Origin of the sequence: Mesorhizobium sp. M8A.F.Ca.ET.057.01.1.1, from assembly GCF_003952565.1 — a bacterium.
Classification (GTDB): Bacteria; Pseudomonadota; Alphaproteobacteria; order Rhizobiales; family Rhizobiaceae; genus Mesorhizobium.
Genome location: NZ_CP034454.1, coordinates 4,361,534 through 4,376,649 on the forward strand (window position 1 = coordinate 4,361,534; position 15,116 = coordinate 4,376,649).

The window sequence follows — 15,116 nt, forward strand, 5'->3', positions numbered from 1 at the left end:
CGTGCGGAGCGGATTTTATGAAAGCGGGGCGTTCGACGTTCGGGGCGGCATCGCCCGGCCAATCGCCCTTGCGCAGACAATTGCACAACTGGCCGCGCGGGGATCCGTTGACCATCCCGTCCTTGATCGGCGAGGCTGGTGGAGGGATGAGGACGCATCCGGGCCGTGTGCGGCACGGCCCCTCCTCCTCGTGGGTTTCGGCCGTATAATCTCGACCATTGAGGAATGCTGCGCTTTGCGCAGACTTGCGGTGGCCGCGGCTGCCGCAGCCCGGGTTAAGTCATCCATAGCGGATCAGCGCGCCTGGGCGGCGATCCGCGTGGAAGGGCAAGGCTCCCGCAAGGACGCCGTCTCGACAATCAGGCTCGTATGCCACTATCCCGACAGCACCGAGCTCCTGCTTCAGGTCAATTCGACCGCGCCGACCACCGACATGTGCCATGCTTTTCTCGATCTGATTATCGATGGCGAACGCGGTTCGCTCGAGATGCTGCACTCTGAACCAGGCAATCAATATAGTTTCGGCAGGCTGACCATAGGGATCGAGCGCTCGGCCAAGGCTGAAAGCTTCGTTGCTTAATCCCTTTCAGGCATCAACCCCGAAGGGCCACCTGAGACAATGCCGGCGATTTGCATGCATGCAGGTCGACTAAAGCTATAACGTCCGACAAGACTATCGCCCCACCTTAGAGTTAGGCCTGTTGGTAAAAGCGTAGGTCTTTGTGCCGCTCCCGTGACTCGGCGCGGCTGGTACTTCTAGGGAATGGATGGAGCTCTCCCCAGCGTAAGGCACGCGGAAGCAACGCCTACAGCAGGAACTTGGGCCGCCGTGCTGAGTTCAGTCAATGGCGGCCAGTCAGGCATGACGCCGATCTGCGCCGGCGCATGCGCTCATGTCTGACTGTTTGGAATTGTAGCGGTGAGCGATCTGTCCGTTCAGCTATCGGCACCGGATATCTTGCATCGGCACCAATGCCGGAAATGGAGACCCCAATGATGAAAGTACGCCAGCATTTCCCCGCTCCGGGAATGGTGGACTTCGGAGATCTGGACTCAGTCGAGCCACTGAGCCGCGCATTTGGTGGCGATCGTGGCAGGCCGCTCGATCGATATTACATTGAAAGCTTTCTGGAACGGCACGCCGCCGACATCAAGGGCCGCGTCGCCGAGATAGGGGATAACGTCTACACGAGACGTTTCGGCGGCGAGCGTGTGGTACGTTCCGACATCATCGATTCTCCACAAAGCGCAAATCCAAGTGCCACGATCAAGTTCGATCTCCAGCGTGAGGAAGACATCGAGGCAGCATGCTTCGACTGCATGATCGTAACCCAGACCCTCCATATGATCTATGACGTGCGTGGGGCCTTGGCGACCGTTCATCGAGCGCTAGCGCCCGGTGGGGTCGTGCTGGCGACCATACCTGGCATTACACCAATCGACGCGCATGATGGTCCTGAAAAGTGGTTCTGGACAATGACGCAGAGCGCCGCCCGGCGCCTGTTCGAGGAACGGTTCGGGCGTGCCGATGTCGTGGCCGAACAGTTTGGCAATGTCCTGGCAGCGACGGCCTTTCTGCAAGGCTTGGCATTTGAGGAAATTGATCGCGCCGACCTCGACGTCATTGACCCGCTATATCCGGTGATAACGGGGATCAGGGCATCCAAACCCATGCCCACCCGCGTCGTGTAGGTCCAGCGTCAACACTTCCGACTGCCTTCGATGCACGTGAGCGTCTTCGGCCCTTGAGGGTTCACGTGAGACGGAACTTCCTCCGATCTGCGAAATTGCGTTCGATGGGCACTTCTGCACGGACAATCCGGTACCAAATCGACGAGATGATGGGCGATGAACTCGTCGCCAGCCACGCGGTGTACGGCCATCACCCTGTCGATGCTTTGCAGCAGATCGTCGCGGGTCCATTTATCGAGCGCGGCCAGCATTTGCGCTGGTGCCGGGTCGTCGACGAGGCGAGTGCCACCGTCTTCGAATACAGTGTCCCATCGTGAACAGCCTGCCCTCACCCGCATCAAGCCCTTGGCTCCAGTTGCTATGTGCGCGTCGCAGCCACCACCCTCAGCGGAAGCCGCGCCTCAATAGAATGTCGGCGTACAATTTCCGGGAACGCGGCACGATCATGCTCGTTGTCGAACAGGGAGACCACTCATGATCATAGACGCGCATCTCCACACGACGGGCCAGGAGACAACGGCGGGCGTGCTGCACACGCTGGATCAAGCCGGCGTGGACGTGGCGTTCCTGCTCGCCCCGTTTCTGACACCCCCCTATTCGCTCGCCGACGCCGGCTCGTTGAGGGCGGGCAATCGATATCTGTCGGAACTGCTCAAGGGACACGCGGATCGGCTCATGGGCTTTGCTGTCGTCAATCCGCTCCACGATGATGCGGCAGAAGATCTTGAGCGCGCCGCCGAGCTTCCCGGCATCCGTGCTTTGAAGATGGTGCCTACGGGGTGGTATCCTTACGATGATTGTGCGCATCGCGTCTACGAAGTCGCGGCCCGGCTCGATCTGCCGATCCTGTTCCACAGTGGCATCTTCATTGACGGACGGTCCGGACGGTTTTGCCGGCCCAGCTTCTACGAAGCCGTCAGGGATCACCCTGGACTACGGGTAACGCTGGCACATCTCGGCTGGCCCTGGTGCGATGAGGCTAACGCCGTCGGGGTGATCGATCGAATCAATGGGACCGACCCAGCTGACAGCCAGTTTCGCTTCGATATCTCCTTTGGGCCACCACCGATCTATCGCGAGGATGTCTTCCGCAAGGCAATCGACGTCATTGGTCCGCGGTCCATCCAGTTCGGCAGCGACCGTTTCCTTCCGTGCGAGGGAAGTCACATACGGGCGGCAATCGACGAGGTGACGGATATCTTCGATCGTCTCGAAGTGAGCGTATCAGATCGCAAAACGATCATGAGCGGCACGGCCTCGGAATGGCTGCGCCTCGACCCCGCCGCTGGAGAAAGTCCCATTTGATGACACGCGCTCCGCACATAGTGGCCAAACCCGGCGAACAGATCCACGTTCTGCAAGTCTTGGGAAATGCGATCGTCGGTGGCATGGAAAACTACGTCCGCAATCTCATCGCCTGCCTGCCGGCCGAAGAATACAAGGTGTCGCTGTTGTGTCCCTTCGAAAGCGCGTTCACCAACGCGCAGCGCGTCGAGGGCCGCGACGTCTTCATCGCGGCTCTGCGCGACGACCCGCCATGGCGGACAATCGAGTTGATCTGCACGCTCGTGCGACAGCATGGCGTCCATCTGCTTCACGCGCACCTGATGAACGCGCACACGGCGACCGCGATTGCAGGTAAGCTGACCGGCACACCAACCGTGGCGACGCTGCATGGCATGAGCCTGCAGCCGCAGGAAATCAGCGTCGTGCGCAACACCGGCAGCCACACGATCGTCGTGTGTCGGGAGGCATGGTCGCAGGCCATGGCCGTCGGGCTTGCGCCCGATGCCGTCAGCCTGGTGCCCAATGGCATCGATCTCTCGACATACAATCCCCAGTCGGCGGATCGCGCCGACTTTCGTCGGGCCATCAAGATTGGTGCTGACGATTTCCTGATCGGTTTTGTCGGTCGCCTCGCCTGGGAGAAAGGTCCCGACAAATTCCTCAAGGCGGCCGAGTATATTTTGCAGCGCCGGCCCGACATCCACTTCGCCATGATCGGTACCGGTGTGATGGAACCCGAGCTGGCCGAGGCGGCAGGCCGTGCGGGCATAAGCGCGCATTTTCACATGGCGGGCCTTTGGCCGCAACCAAATCAGGCCTATCCGTCGCTCGACATGATGCTGCACACATCGCGCGCCGACGCCATGCCCCTGGCCATCCTGGAGGCCATGGCCTCCGGCGTGCCGGTTGTCGCAATCGGGGTCGGAGGCGTCCCGGAAATCATCGAAACCGGAGAGACGGGAATTCTTATAGGAACAAGCGAATGGCCAGGGATCGTGTCGGAATACGCGGGCGATTGGGAAGGTGTCGCGCAGGCAGCGCTAGCCTTAATCGGACAGCCGAATCGTCTGAAAGACATGTCGGCAAAGAGCGTCGTCAGGGCTCAGGCGTATTACGACATTCGTCGCTCGGCCTCAGCGACCAGCCAGCTCTTTCGCCAGATGCTCCGGCCCGCTCTCGAACAGGCCCGGCTTCATTCCGTGACGTGACCTTCCTTCGGATTGATCGTGACGGCGATATAGAGCGGCCACCCCCTCACCGGAGGCAGAAGCATGTACGTCGGAAGCATCCTGACAAAACTAGGCACGCTCTCTGCGCGGCCATGGGCGTTTTTGATCTTGCTGGGCAATGGCGCCGACTGTGAACCATGGCCCCCGCAACGTCAGAATAATCGAAAAGTTCCAGCGCTTTGCCCGGGAGAATGATTGAGCCAATGGCCTCATCACCTATGCCTGTCGGGCTCGCCCTCGCCGCCATCAACTTGGTCGCCTCTCCCGATAAACCTGGGGTGATACTCAGCGTGGTTTCGTCGGCGTGGCAGCCACCGTACCCTCGTCGTTCTTCGAGGGGCTTCTCGATGATTGTGTCATATGCGGAACGGCAGGACCTAGTCCGCGTTGTCACTGCGATGAACTTCCTAATCCGCAAAGGGACCCCGGCCGACGATCCCACGTTGATCCGTCATTACACAGACTTGTGGGAGAGCTATGGGGTCGATCCGGTCAACATCAAACTGGACGCCGAGGCCGTCACCTCCAAGTTCATTTTGTCTGGCCGACGGCATTTCGAACTGGGGAGCTTCCTTGCAGAAGTTGATGGCGTGGCCGTCGGGTCACTGGCCTGTCAGGTCGAACGTCTGCCCTACCCCGACGTAGCAGTCCCGTCGTTTCGGAAGCATGGTTATATCTGGAGCGTTTTCGTTGAGCCCGCGGCCCGGCGAAATGGGGTGGCCCTGGCGCTGGTAAGGGCCGGGGTCGACTATTTGAGATCCATCGGCTGCACAAAAGCGGTCCTCCATTCGTCGGATGTCGGCGAAGGCGTTTACCGCGCCGCCGGATTTGAGATCGCCAAGGAGATGCGGCTGGATCTGACCCATTCATTGTGCACAACATAAGCGGTGTGCTTTTGGTCACTCGCGGGTTGGGAACAAAGGTGAATGATCAACATTCCTTTATTGAAGGGACGCCGTTTTCAGCAGACAGGACTATAAACATGAAGGCTTTGATCTTGAGCGCCTTGGCGCTTTCTCTTGGCATCCCGGCTGTTGCCACGGCCGCCGAGGCTGACGTGGTGATCACGGCGCATCACCGCCACCACCATCGCGCCGCCGTCGTCTATAATGACGAGGGAGGTCGGCTCCACCATCGTCATCACCGGCATGTCGCATTCTACGACAATGGCGAGCGTGCGTGGCGCCACCGCCATCACCGCCGGGATACGGTCATCGTGACGATGGGTCACCGTCGCCATCACCATCGCCACGTCGTTATCGATCAGGGCAACGACGACTAGGCTGCGGGCTTGCCCAGCTCCGCTATTTCAAAGGCCGGAGCCCGGTGCAACCGGGGGGATGCGGAGCTTCGACCACCTTCGCAAGGTCGAAGCTCCCTCAACTCAGTGCGGTGCACCGCGTGGCTATCCGGCTTGTCGCAGAGTTTGATCGAACTGCGATTTTCAGCACCGTTTCGTCGGCGACGCCGGTTTGAAAAAGCGCCACAAGCTCAGCCGCAATATCGGGGAGATGTCCCCTTCCCGGCAAAGCTCATCAAAGACGCGCTTGAGCGCACTCAGGTCGTCGGGGTAGATGGCTTGGTTGTGCGAGCCACGGTCAAGCATCAGACAAACTCCAGACAGGGCCAGTGAGCGTGTGGGGGAATATGGCTCCCGGGCGATGACCTGTCGTGTAAAAATGATTGCGCCCGCCTGATGTTGGATTTGACGACAAGGCTTGGGCGGCGGAACGTTTGCACGGCCGGTGATAGACAGGCGTGGGTTGGCTGCTTGCGAAAGCCACAGGTTTTCGAAACCATTTGTCAACCATGGCGACACATGGCGGGGGCCGTGGCGCATGCGACGGGCCGCCCGTGGGCTTTCGCTCTCTGCCTGGGCGCGGTGGTGATCTGGGCCGCTTGCGGCCCGCTCTTCGGCTATTCCGAGACTTGGCAGCTTGTGATCAACACAGGCACGACGATCGTAACGTTTCTGATGGTCTTCCTTATTCAGAATACTCAGAATCGTGACGGCGCGGCCATTCAGGCAAAGCTCGATGAGCTGATCCGCTCGGGCGCTGGCAAGAACGATTTTATCGGTATCGAGCATTTGACCGAGAGTGAGGTCGAACAGTTTCGGTCCCTTTGTCTGCAGGCAAAGACCAATGTGGGTCTGCAGTCGGCTAACGAAAACTAGTGTCACCTCTGCGGCGGGATTCCATCCGACGGAACGAAGGTCAGCGACGGAGCTTCCTGGAAGAGACGAGCTCCATCACGAAATCAGCGGAGAATGAAATGGGTTTCCTTGGCAAACTTTTCTCAAGCTGGACAGGCAGGAAGTCGCCAAACATCAAGCCGTCCGGAGATATGCGCAAGGCGACGGGTGCCGGTCCCGCGATCGCTGCTCATTCAAAAGATGCCAAGAGCGGCAGTGCCACGGGGCAGAATCCGCGCGCCGCGAAGAAGAAGGCATAGACCGGGTCAGCCGCGTCATTGGTTTGGTCGATCATTTAATCCCACACCCGATCTGTACTGCCCAAACTACGGTTGGATGCGGCTCGAACGAAACCGTCCCGTGACGGCGCTCTGAGACCCCCATGCCGGATTGGGCTGCCCTTGAGGCGCTGCTTCGGCATTTATCGGCTTACGGCCGTCGCCGCCAAAAGTTCTCCATGGAGAGATAGGTGAACGATGCGGTCCAGCTGAGCAGCACCAATCCGGTCAAGGCTTCGGACGACGCTATGAGGCGGATCGATCCTTCCGCACGGATATCACCCACGCCCAGTGTCGTGTAGTTCGTAATCGAGAAATATAGGAAATCGATCCACCCGCCGGACACCTCGCCGACGATCCGTCCCAGCAAACCGTACCCGTGAAGCTCCCAGAATACGAAACTGTAAATTGTAATTTCAAACGCGTGCGCTGCAAGCGCGCCGAAAATCACGACCAGGAGCCGGCCTCGACTTGGAAATCCGGCTTCCTCGACACTCTTTGCGGAATTCGCGACGGCTTTGAAGGCTTCGTAGTGCACCAGAACGCATAAGACGGCGAGCATGAGCGAAAGCGCGCTTGCAGCGACAATGCCGGTGTCCATACTGTATCGCCTTTTCAATACACTTGACGGAACGCCGCACTTGATAACGCCAGTCCCCTCGGCGCCTCTTCGTCAAATCTGAATCCGCGGCATCTCTTCGTGGCCCATCCGCCAGCCCGGTGACCGATGCCGAATCAGTCGAGGGACGAAGGCAACCTTGTCGTCTACCCTTGCGAAGGATCGCGAACATGCTTGCTCGCGCCAGATTAATGGCGTTTGGATGTTTAGGTTCCCTCCCTGAGTAGGCGGCGGACGAGTATTCTTAAGGAATCTAACCGCTTGTATGGACTTAGCCCATCGGCGTTAAACAGAAAGCCCGCCAACGGAGGACACCGACTGGCGGGCTCGCCGGGTTTTGCCGCCCGACACAGCGAACCTCGACAATTCGCTGCTGTTGGCGAACTTGCGACTTTTAGAAGCGTTCCAAATGGGTGAGGCATCATTGTTAGCGCGGACACCTGGCGTTGGTGTGTTTCCTAGCCGCCGTCCGAGCCTGTTGCCGAGGAACAATTTCAATGGAAACCCGTTGGCCCTTACCAAAACAGGATCAATGCAGATGGTAGCGCCACGTGCTGTATGGAAGGGCTTCCTGAAGGTCGGGTCGGGACTTGCGGGGTCAAGGTTGTCGGCGCTACGAGCGAGAGTTCAAAGATCCACTTCAAGATCTTGAACCGTAAAGACGGCCTTCCGGTTAAAAGTGTCTATGTGGATGAGCAGACAGGAGAGCCGGTCGACCCGGACGATCAGGTGAAGGGGTTTGAGATCTCCAAGGATGAGTATGTCATCGTGGAGCCCGACGACATCAAGGCGCTAAAGCTGACCACAGACCACACGCTCGAGGTCGGCGAGTTCGTCTCGGTGGACAAGATCGACACCCGATATCTGGAAAAGCCCTACTACCTCATCCCGGCCGACGGAGCAGCGCTCGAGGCGTATGGGGTCATCCGCGACGCGATGAAGAACAAAGGTGTGGCGGCGCGATCCTGTATTGTCCTGTATCAGCGCGGCCGTGAGGTTTTGATCGAGCCTTACGACAAAGGCATGGTCATGAGCGAGTTGCGAAACCACGATGAGATGGTTTCCGAAAACAGCGTCTTCCATGACCTGTCGAAGGCCAAATACGATCCTGAATTGCTAGAATCGCGGGCATGCTGATCGACAAGAAGGTGACGACATTCGACCCCTCGAAATTCGAAGACACCTACGAGGACGCGCTGATCGCCATGATCGACGCCAAACGCAAGGGTAAGACCCCCCAAAGGCGGCCCCGCGGCCAAAAGAGAATGTCATCAATCTTGCCGACGTTCTGAAGAAGAGCCTCAAACAGGAAGGCTTAGCGCCCAAAAAAAAGGCCAGCTCCACCAACCGCAAGACAGCTTGATTTCGTGGATTATGGTCCGATTGACGCGGAGCAATTCGTGCGGCAAATATCTATTGGCATGCCTGAAGGCCGAGCCGGCATAAAGAAAGGCCCCGTGGTAATTCGATCAACATCTCTGGTGGTCACGATCCAATCGACGCCTGGACCGCAGCGAGGAGATGGGCAGGGTCGGAGGGCTTTTGAATCGCCGCGCCATGGGCGAATATCTCGTCGCGGTCGGGTCCAAGATAGCCAGTGTGGACGACAAAAGGGATCCCGCGCCCCACCAACTTCTTGGCCACCGCGATGCACGGCCCATCTTTCAGATAGAGATCGAGCACAGCGGCATCCGGAGAGACATCTTCCAAAATCGACTCTGCCTCGGCGCAACTGGCAGTTACGGCAACGTTAAAGCCCGCCTCGACCAAGGTGGCTTCCACGTCCAAGGCGATTAATGGCTCGTCCTCCAAGACGAGGATTGTTAATCGTTCTCCAGCCAAGATTGACCCCACCCCAACGGCGATGCCGACCGCTGCTCATGCCAACCGCGCTACCAATGATGAATAGCGAGTAGGAAGCTCTCCCCGCTTTTTTGCCGCGCAGCAAACCAAGGGTCAAGAGGATCTGACGAAGACTATCAATTGGACTGTCGCAGCGATCGGGCCTCTCTGAGTATGGAGGCGCGGTCGAACCCAACAAGCGAAACAATCTCGCGAATTTGGCTTTCGGTGCAGCCAGTTTCGCGCGCCAGCGCTTCGATCTCGCGGGGGCTCATTTGTGGTTGTTTCTGTGCGTCGGCCATTGCTTTTCTCCTTGGCCGCACAACTTCCAAGACGCTGCCCGGTTCCCGCACAGGTTGCTCCCGCACGACCCGCCGTGCCGCCAAAAATCGAGTGATATGCAACCAATCTTGCCCTCTAAAGTTTGCCAAACCTTCTTGCTAGCAAAGAGGGTTGAAGTTGACTGCTTTCCTTCCTGTGCAGATAAAGTTTTTGAACTTCCAAACGCAGACGATCTGTTCGGTGGCCGATGCCAGACGTGCAATGAATGGTGCATGGAAAAACAAGGAAACGCTTTCCTATCGACAGGCATTGCGTTTGCTGACTGAGGCTCAGGCCGGGACCTGCCGGCACAGTGTCGCGTTCGACGCCTTTCTCAAAGCCGCAAGGGACCAGGACATGATAGTCTCATCTCAGCCAAGCAGAAGCTTGATACGCCTGGATGCGCTGGCAAGCTCGATCAACGGCCAAGATCGCCGGTCTCCCTATTCTGTTTGAGCAGCAAATACGCAACCCAACGACTGCGCGGCGGCCTGGCTATGCCCCAAGGGGGCATGGTCTGAGGCGTTGCCCCAGCTATCCGATTTAACAGAATTCGACAAAAACCCGCCACACAGGACGTGACGCCATGGCGGGACGGGGGACACCCTTCTATCAACTCAGTTTCGGCCCGAGACGACGGCCGGACTTCGCCTTTGGTGGAACCCTTTATCCGCCGCGCATTGAATGCGCTTCACGGTGGGGGACGCAATGGGGGCTACCGCACATCAATCAGGGCGGCTGCGCCTGGAACTTCTCGCAGCGTTGGGCGATCGCATCCGGGAAATTGAAGATCCCGGAGAGTTGGCTTATTCCGCCGCCGAGTTACTTGGACGCCACCTTGAAGTTAGCCGTGCCGGCTATAGAACGATCGACCCCGAAGAAGACACCATCTCGATCGATCGGGACTGGAACGCCCCTGGAATCAAGAGCCTGGCAGGCACACTGAAGTTTCGCGACTACGGCTCTTACATCGACGACCTGAAACGTGGTGAGATCGTCATCTTCGAGGACGCCGAGACCGATCCCCGGACCCGTGATCGCGCTGAAGCCCTTAAAGCCCTCAGCGCGCGCTCCCTCATCAACATGCCAGTTTCCGAGCACGGCAAGGTGGTCGCACTGCTTTACCTGAATAATGCCGCTCCCAGGCGCTGGAGTGACGACGAGAGTACTGTGATTTTTGAGGTTGCAGAGCGCACACGGACCGCAATCGAACGGCTTAGGGCAGAGCGGGCGCTGCAAGAGACCACGGACGTCTCGCATTCCTGGATAGGCTGGGTAAGGAGATCGCTCTTACTAAAGATGCCGATGCTGTCATGGCAACCACGACAAAAAGGCTTGGGGAACACCTTGGGGTTTCCATTTGTGCCTATGCCGATGTGGCGGCCGACCAGGACCATTTCACGATCCGGGGCGACTGGAGCGCGCCGGGATCGCCGAGCATCGTGGGCTATTACAGCCTTGCGGATTTCGGCAAGCTTGCAGTCAGCAACCTAGTGCGAACCGACCGCTTATCATCAATAACAACCTGACTGAGATTGACGCCTCAGAAGCTAAGACGTTCCAGGATATCGGGATAACGGCCACAATTTGCATGCCGCTGGTCAAGCAGGGGCGGCTCGCGGCGTTGATGGCCATTCATGACAAGGAACCTCGTGTCTGGTCCGAACGCGAACTAGCTTTGCTGACAGAGGTGACTGAGCGCTCGTGGGCCCATATCGAACGTGTTCGTTCCGAAGAAGCTGCCAGGACCTCAGAGGAACGGTTGCGGCTAGCGACAGACGCTGCTGCGATCGGGATCTGGGATTATGACCCCGCTACTGACACTTTAGTTGGGACGACCGATGCAAGGCGCTTTTCGGGTTGCCGCCGGAGGCAAGTGTTTCTTACGAGCACACCTTCCTGCCAGGCCTGCATCCCGACGACCGCTCGCGCGCTGACAACGCCGTGCGGCAGGCGCTCAAGTCAGGAGGCTCGTCCCGTTATGATATCGAATATCGCACCATCGGACTTCAAGACGGAAAGGAGCGATGGATTGCTGCGAACGGAGATGCGCTCTTTGAAAATGGACGCGCCGTTCGCTTTGTCGGCACGGTAATCGACATAACGTCCCGAAAGCGGGTGGAGCGCCAGCTCCAGGTCATAAATGTCACAGCTGCGACCGTCGCAGCCGAATTGGACGTCGAGATTATTGACAGTAACCGACGTTGGGGTCGAACTCACAGGAGCGCAGCTCGGCGCATTTTTCTACAATCTCGTGGACAAAAACGGCGACAGCTACACGCTTTACACGCTATCTGGCGCTCCGCGATCAGCGTTCGAGAACTTTCCAATGCCCCGCAACACTGCAGTCTTCGAGCCCACGTTCCGCGGTTCAGGCGTGGTTCGTTCCGACGACATCCTGCAGGATCCGCGGTATGGCAGGAATTCGCCAAGGAAGGGGATGCCCGAAGGTCACCTGCCGGTGCGGTCCTATCTGGCGTTACCGGTCACCTCCCGATCGGGCGAGGTGTTGGGCGGGCTCTTTTTTGGCATTCCGACGTCGGCGTGTTCGGTGCGGAGCATGAGGCCGCAATGCTGGGCCTCGCGGGCCATGCGGCTACGGCGATCGATAACCCCGCCTCTTCACGGCATTGCAGACACTCAATTCAACGCTTGAGCAGCGTGTCGTAGAAGCCGTCGCCGAGCGCGCAAGGGCAGAAGAGCACCTGCGTCAGTCCCAGAAGATGGAAGCGGTTGGGCAGCTTACGGGTGGCATCGCCCATGACTTCAACAATATGCTTGCCGTCATCATCGGCGGCCTGAATCTGGTGCAGCGCAAGCTTAGGAATGGCGACACAAACGTCAACATGTTCGTCGAAGGAGCCGTCGAGGGGACGCAACGCGCAGCCGAACTCACCAAACGCCTCCTTGCCTTCTCTCGCCGGCAGCTCCTCGCCCCTAAGGTCATGAATCCGAACCGGCTTGTGTCAGGGATGAGTGAATTGCTCGGTCGAACGCTAGGCGAGCCGATACAGATTGAGACTGTTCTTGCCGCTGGCCTGTGGCAGATGGACGTTGACGCCGGACAGTTGGAAAGCACGCTGCTCAACCTTTGCGTCAACGCCCGTGACGCCATGCCGGCCGGGGGCAAACTGACGATCGAGACCTCAAACGCTCATGTCGACGAGAGATTTGCCAAGGAAAATGGCATCGCGGTCGGTCAATATGTCCTCTTGTCGGTGACCGACAAGGGTGTCGGCATGACCGCCGATGTCATGGAAAGAGCTTTCGATCCGTTCTTCACCACCAAGTCAGTCGGCAAGGGGACCGGCCTTGGGTTGAGCCAGGTCTACGGCTTCGTTCGGCAGTCTGGAGGCAGCGTCAGGATCTATTCCGAGCATGGCGTCGGCACCACGCTGAAAATCTATTTGCCCCGTTCGTATAAAAGCGTCCCAGAACTCCGGGCGACACCACCGGCTCCTGAAAACACAGGCAGCGCTGCCGAAGTCATCATGGTCGTTGAGGACGAGGATCGTGTCAGGTCAATGGCAGCCGAGGCGCTGCGAGACCTCGGCTATTCCGTTCTTGAAATGCGAGGTCCGCGGGAAGCCCTCGCGGCACTGGAAGGCGGCACAATGCCATCCCCCCTCTTCACCGACGTCGTCATGCCGAAATGTCGGGGCGCGAACTGGCCGACAAGGTGAAGGTCGTCCAACCATCGTTGAAAGTTCTCTACACCACGGGCTACACGCGCAACGCGATCGTCCACAATGGTAGTCTCGATTTCGGAACGGAACTTCTGACCAAGCCCTATACCATCGACGAACTCGCCGAAAAAATCCGCAAGGTTATAGAAAAAATCGGAATACTTTGAGGGCGAGGCTGAACCCCGTTCGTCGATGACAAAGGCCACAGCCGATGCCAAGATGAGTGCCGGAGGCATGACGATCTGGCCCCCTTCGTCCTTCAGCGCGATGGGAATGGACTATCGCTTCGGATCGGGCTGACTTATACGTCGATGGAGGGCGTGCAAAGCAGCGCGATCTCGGTAGTACGCAAGCGTGATTAACAACCAACTGCCCTTAGCGATCTTACCATGCGAACTACAATCGGGTCATAGGGGACCTTTTCGTCGCGGTTATATTTGACGGTAAAAAGAGCCGCGCGGTCGTCGCGGACTTTGATGGCGCGAACATACAGGATTTGGCCGTCCTTGAGGCCCGAATAGCTGGCCCATTGCGACCTCACGCGCTTGTAGGTCAACCTCCAGCCGTCCATTTCGTTTACTGCCATGCGATGCTCGATCTCGGCGCGAAAACTCGCCTCGCCGAGCTGCGCCCCCCAAACGGCAAGAAATGCGTTGTTTTTCCCCTCAAAGGCCGCCCCTTGATCGGAACGCTGAGTTAACGCGAACCCGGGAGGGACATCGAACACGAAGCCAAAGTGCTTGATTCCGAAGGCCTGCCATCCCTCGGCCCCGAGAAGCGACGTGGGCGTCATCGTGACAACTAAACTCAGCAAAATATGGGGGACATGCCACATGGCGGGGGCCTATTGTTTTGGCGCCCCGCGCCAAGTCTGCGTCACCTGGTCGAGCAACGTCGGTTCGTCGGGGGCATTCGTTTTCGTTCGCTGATCTGCCGGCAGATTGCCGTTTGGGGTCAACTGGTTGATCGCATCCGGCAGATCCCTTGCGATCCTCGCAATCAACTCTTCGCGCGACAGGCCGGTCTGCTTGGCAAGAGCTTCCAGCGTCTGCGCATCTATCGCCGATTCCACCTCTTCAGGCTCGATCGGCTCGTTCGGCCCCGTGCCAACCCAGGAGTCGACCTTGGTGCGAGCACCCGCGTTTCTGAAACGATCGAGAATATCCCCAAGCGCCGTGCCCGAAACGCCTTTAGACACTTGGTCCAAAATCCCACCTTGAGGGTTGTTTAAATCGTGATTTCCTGCTCGACGGATCAACTCCGTAATTTTGTCGCGGTTTTGATAAGCTAAAACGCCCAGCATAGCGATCGCAAGTCTTCCAAGGTTTGCCACTCGTTCCTCCTGTGGTCTGGAACACGGAGAAGATCACTGAGAGCCAAAAGTTCCGCAATTGGCGAGCAAATATCAGGCATAGCTTGGAAACCCGCAACGTTCCCATCGGGCCTCTCACAAGGCTTGGCCGCATAGGCATCTGTAGCGACTAGATGCAGCGCTCGCGCCAGTGCCTAGAGTTCGCGGCTTTCCTTTCAATGGGTCGATGAAGTGCCTGGCGCTCTGGACACCCTCTTGCTACGCAATCTGAAAAGCACGTTAAAATCCTTGTGGTCGGGGATTCGCATGTTGACACTACACGCGCGTACTCGAGGAACTTGGGGAAAGGAGTTTCACTTCCTGCTAGCGCAGGCTGGCAGCTGTTATTTCGGGGCGGACCTTCAGAGCAGATCCAGAGGCCCGGCCACCCAGCACTGCCGAGTCGCAGTCGATCAAGCTGGCCGTTGGCTGAAAGGCGGCGGTGGCTGTTATCCAAAGTGCTGGCCTGGCTGGGTCGGTCTGTGACATCAAGGCGGCTCCAAACCTTCCCCCACGGAATACTGCAACCGAAAGCCATATGCCCCCCACGGCGCTGCTTCACGTCTCACAGCAGGATTGGGCCCGTCCCACACCTCCCGACTGGCAAAATCTCGAAC

At 58.4% G+C, this 15,116-nt stretch carries 18 protein-coding genes and 1 pseudogene; 12 read left to right on the forward strand and 7 right to left on the reverse strand.

Annotated elements, in window-relative coordinates:
• The first annotated feature begins 250 nt into the window (after nucleotides 1-250).
• From EJ077_RS20880 to EJ077_RS20905, 6 genes are all read left to right on the forward strand, one after another.
• Nucleotides 251-580 carry a hypothetical protein gene (locus tag EJ077_RS20880; protein WP_208695895.1) on the forward strand — a complete coding sequence of 110 codons (330 nt, stop codon included), beginning with the start codon at nucleotides 251-253 and terminating at the stop codon, nucleotides 578-580.
• Nucleotides 581-993: 413 nt separating this feature from the next.
• The gene (locus tag EJ077_RS20885) at nucleotides 994-1,692 is read left to right on the forward strand and encodes a methyltransferase domain-containing protein (protein WP_208695897.1); all 699 of its coding nucleotides are present in this window, start codon (nucleotides 994-996) and stop codon (nucleotides 1,690-1,692) included.
• A gap of 149 nt (nucleotides 1,693-1,841) precedes the next feature.
• A complete protein-coding gene (locus EJ077_RS20890) occupies nucleotides 1,842-2,009 on the forward strand; it encodes a hypothetical protein (RefSeq protein ID WP_208695899.1) in 168 nt (55 codons plus the stop codon).
• Nucleotides 2,010-2,166: 157 nt separating this feature from the next.
• Nucleotides 2,167-2,997 (forward strand): amidohydrolase family protein, encoded by an 831-nt coding sequence (locus EJ077_RS20895; RefSeq protein ID WP_208695901.1) that lies wholly within the window; start codon nucleotides 2,167-2,169, stop codon nucleotides 2,995-2,997.
• Between the two features lie 20 nt (nucleotides 2,998-3,017).
• A complete protein-coding gene (locus EJ077_RS20900) occupies nucleotides 3,018-4,187 on the forward strand; it encodes a glycosyltransferase family 4 protein (RefSeq protein ID WP_208695903.1) in 1,170 nt (389 codons plus the stop codon).
• 419 nt (nucleotides 4,188-4,606) lie between these two features.
• A complete protein-coding gene (locus tag EJ077_RS20905) occupies nucleotides 4,607-5,092 on the forward strand; it encodes a GNAT family N-acetyltransferase (protein WP_208695905.1) in 486 nt (161 codons plus the stop codon).
• Nucleotides 5,093-5,169: 77 nt separating this feature from the next.
• Here the strand turns inward: EJ077_RS20905 and EJ077_RS32835 are convergent, their stop codons facing one another.
• A complete protein-coding gene (locus EJ077_RS32835; RefSeq protein ID WP_210212122.1) occupies nucleotides 5,170-5,448 on the reverse strand; it encodes a hypothetical protein in 279 nt (92 codons plus the stop codon).
• A 204-nt stretch (nucleotides 5,449-5,652) separates the two neighbouring features.
• Nucleotides 5,653-5,814, reverse strand: coding sequence for a hypothetical protein (locus EJ077_RS20915; protein ID WP_208695910.1), 162 nt, complete (start codon nucleotides 5,812-5,814; stop codon nucleotides 5,653-5,655).
• 213 nt (nucleotides 5,815-6,027) lie between these two features.
• Between EJ077_RS20915 and EJ077_RS20920 the strand changes: the two genes are divergently transcribed.
• Together EJ077_RS20920 and EJ077_RS20925 are read left to right on the forward strand one after the other, a co-directional pair.
• Nucleotides 6,028-6,384, forward strand: a complete 357-nt coding sequence (locus EJ077_RS20920) for a low affinity iron permease family protein (protein WP_208695912.1) — start codon at nucleotides 6,028-6,030, stop codon at nucleotides 6,382-6,384.
• 98 nt (nucleotides 6,385-6,482) lie between these two features.
• Nucleotides 6,483-6,662 carry a hypothetical protein gene (locus EJ077_RS20925; protein WP_127277716.1) on the forward strand — a complete coding sequence of 60 codons (180 nt, stop codon included), beginning with the start codon at nucleotides 6,483-6,485 and terminating at the stop codon, nucleotides 6,660-6,662.
• A 169-nt stretch (nucleotides 6,663-6,831) separates the two neighbouring features.
• Here the strand turns inward: EJ077_RS20925 and EJ077_RS20930 are convergent, their stop codons facing one another.
• Nucleotides 6,832-7,281: an ion channel gene (locus EJ077_RS20930; RefSeq protein WP_208695914.1), complete on the reverse strand. Its 450-nt coding sequence runs from the start codon at nucleotides 7,279-7,281 to the stop codon at nucleotides 6,832-6,834.
• A 666-nt stretch (nucleotides 7,282-7,947) separates the two neighbouring features.
• On the opposite strand from EJ077_RS20930, the gene EJ077_RS32840 reads away from it, so the two are divergent.
• Together EJ077_RS32840 and EJ077_RS32845 are read left to right on the forward strand one after the other, a co-directional pair.
• Entirely contained in the window at nucleotides 7,948-8,436 is a 489-nt protein-coding gene (locus EJ077_RS32840) for a Ku protein (RefSeq protein WP_367142397.1), read from the forward strand.
• A complete protein-coding gene (locus EJ077_RS32845; protein WP_367142396.1) occupies nucleotides 8,430-8,591 on the forward strand; it encodes a hypothetical protein in 162 nt (53 codons plus the stop codon). Before EJ077_RS32840 ends, EJ077_RS32845 begins: the two co-directional genes overlap by 7 nt.
• A 193-nt stretch (nucleotides 8,592-8,784) precedes the next feature.
• Here EJ077_RS32845 and EJ077_RS20940 read toward each other — a convergent pair whose 3' ends face one another.
• Together EJ077_RS20940 and EJ077_RS20945 are read right to left on the reverse strand one after the other, a co-directional pair.
• Nucleotides 8,785-9,141 (reverse strand): response regulator, encoded by a 357-nt coding sequence (locus tag EJ077_RS20940; RefSeq protein ID WP_245458479.1) that lies wholly within the window; start codon nucleotides 9,139-9,141, stop codon nucleotides 8,785-8,787.
• Between the two features lie 137 nt (nucleotides 9,142-9,278).
• A complete protein-coding gene (locus tag EJ077_RS20945; RefSeq protein WP_127277719.1) occupies nucleotides 9,279-9,443 on the reverse strand; it encodes a DUF3606 domain-containing protein in 165 nt (54 codons plus the stop codon).
• Nucleotides 9,444-9,600: 157 nt separating this feature from the next.
• On the opposite strand from EJ077_RS20945, the gene EJ077_RS20950 reads away from it, so the two are divergent.
• Both EJ077_RS20950 and EJ077_RS20955 read left to right on the forward strand, forming a co-directional pair.
• On the forward strand, nucleotides 9,601-9,918 hold the full coding sequence (locus EJ077_RS20950; RefSeq protein ID WP_208695917.1) for a DUF982 domain-containing protein: 318 nt from the start codon (nucleotides 9,601-9,603) through the stop codon (nucleotides 9,916-9,918).
• Nucleotides 9,919-10,170: 252 nt separating this feature from the next.
• Nucleotides 10,171-13,315: pseudogene (locus EJ077_RS20955) on the forward strand (GAF domain-containing protein).
• Nucleotides 13,316-13,506: 191 nt separating this feature from the next.
• Here EJ077_RS20955 and EJ077_RS20960 read toward each other — a convergent pair.
• Both EJ077_RS20960 and EJ077_RS20965 read right to left on the reverse strand, forming a co-directional pair.
• Nucleotides 13,507-13,983 (reverse strand): hypothetical protein, encoded by a 477-nt coding sequence (locus tag EJ077_RS20960; protein ID WP_208695919.1) that lies wholly within the window; start codon nucleotides 13,981-13,983, stop codon nucleotides 13,507-13,509.
• 9 nt (nucleotides 13,984-13,992) lie between these two features.
• Entirely contained in the window at nucleotides 13,993-14,481 is a 489-nt protein-coding gene (locus tag EJ077_RS20965) for a YidB family protein (protein ID WP_208695921.1), read from the reverse strand.
• Nucleotides 14,482-15,116: the final 635 nt, after the last annotated feature.